The organism is Streptomyces sp. CC208A (assembly GCF_030010625.1).
Lineage (GTDB): Bacteria > Actinomycetota > Actinomycetes > Streptomycetales > Streptomycetaceae > Streptomyces.
Map to the genome: position 1 here is coordinate 1 of NZ_JASCXN010000111.1, position 878 is coordinate 878.

The 878-nt window shown below is 69.2% G+C and carries 1 protein-coding gene; it reads right to left on the bottom strand.

The window, feature by feature from the left end:
* Positions 1 to 13: 13 nt before the first annotated feature.
* A protein-coding gene (locus QK442_RS36210; protein ID WP_282698391.1) for an IS5 family transposase occupies positions 14 to 819 on the bottom strand; the annotation gives its coding sequence in 2 pieces (ribosomal slippage) (positions 14 to 489 and positions 489 to 819; 807 coding nt in all).
* Positions 820 to 878 lie beyond the last annotated feature (59 nt).

Here is an 878-nt window from a genome sequence, read left to right on the forward strand (position 1 = left end):
CTAAGAGGGTGTCTCACGTGGTGATCTTCGTGAGCTTCTTGTAGCAGGTCAGGGCGGCGGCCAGGCCGAGGAAGGCGAGGAAGTGCGAGCCCTTTCGCTCGTATCGGACGGTGAGGCGGCGGTAGCCGAAGAGCCAGGCGATTGACCTTTCGATCTTCCAGCGGTGCCGGCCGAGCCGTTTGCTGGACTCGATGCCCGGGCGGGCGATGCGCGGGATGATTCCGCGTTCGCGCAGCCAGGCGAGGTGGTCGGCGGAGAAATACGCCTTGTCGGCGCGGAGCTTGCCAGGGCGGCGTCGGCGTGGTCCGCGGCGGGAGCGGATGGCGGGTATGCCGCGGATCAGCGGTTTGAGGGCCAGGCTGTCGTGGGTGTTCGCGGCGGACACGGCGACGGCCAGGGGGATGCCCCGGGCCTCGGACAGTACGTGCAGCTTGCTGCCCTTCTTGCCGCGATCGACCGGGTTCGGCCCGGTCAGCGAACCCCCCTTTTCGCCCGCACCGAGGCAGCGTCGACGATCGCGGAGGTCCAGTCCAGCTCGCCCCGGGCGCCGAGCTCGTCCAGGACCACGCGGTGCAGCCGCCGCCACAGCCCCGCTCTCGTCCACGCGGTGAACCGGCGGTGCGCGGTGGCGGGCGAGACACCGAACGTCTCCGGAAGATGCCGCCAGGCACACCCGCTGGTCAGGACGTACACCACCGCCGTGAACACAGCCCGCTCGTCACGTGGAGCGGTCCCGCCGCCCTGCGGACGGGACTTGAACGACGGCAGCAACGGGGCGACCAGCTCCCACAGACCATCAGGAACCAGCCGCTGCGACAGATCAGCACCCACGACCAGCATCATGCCGCACGGACATCACGCCACGTGAGACATCCTCT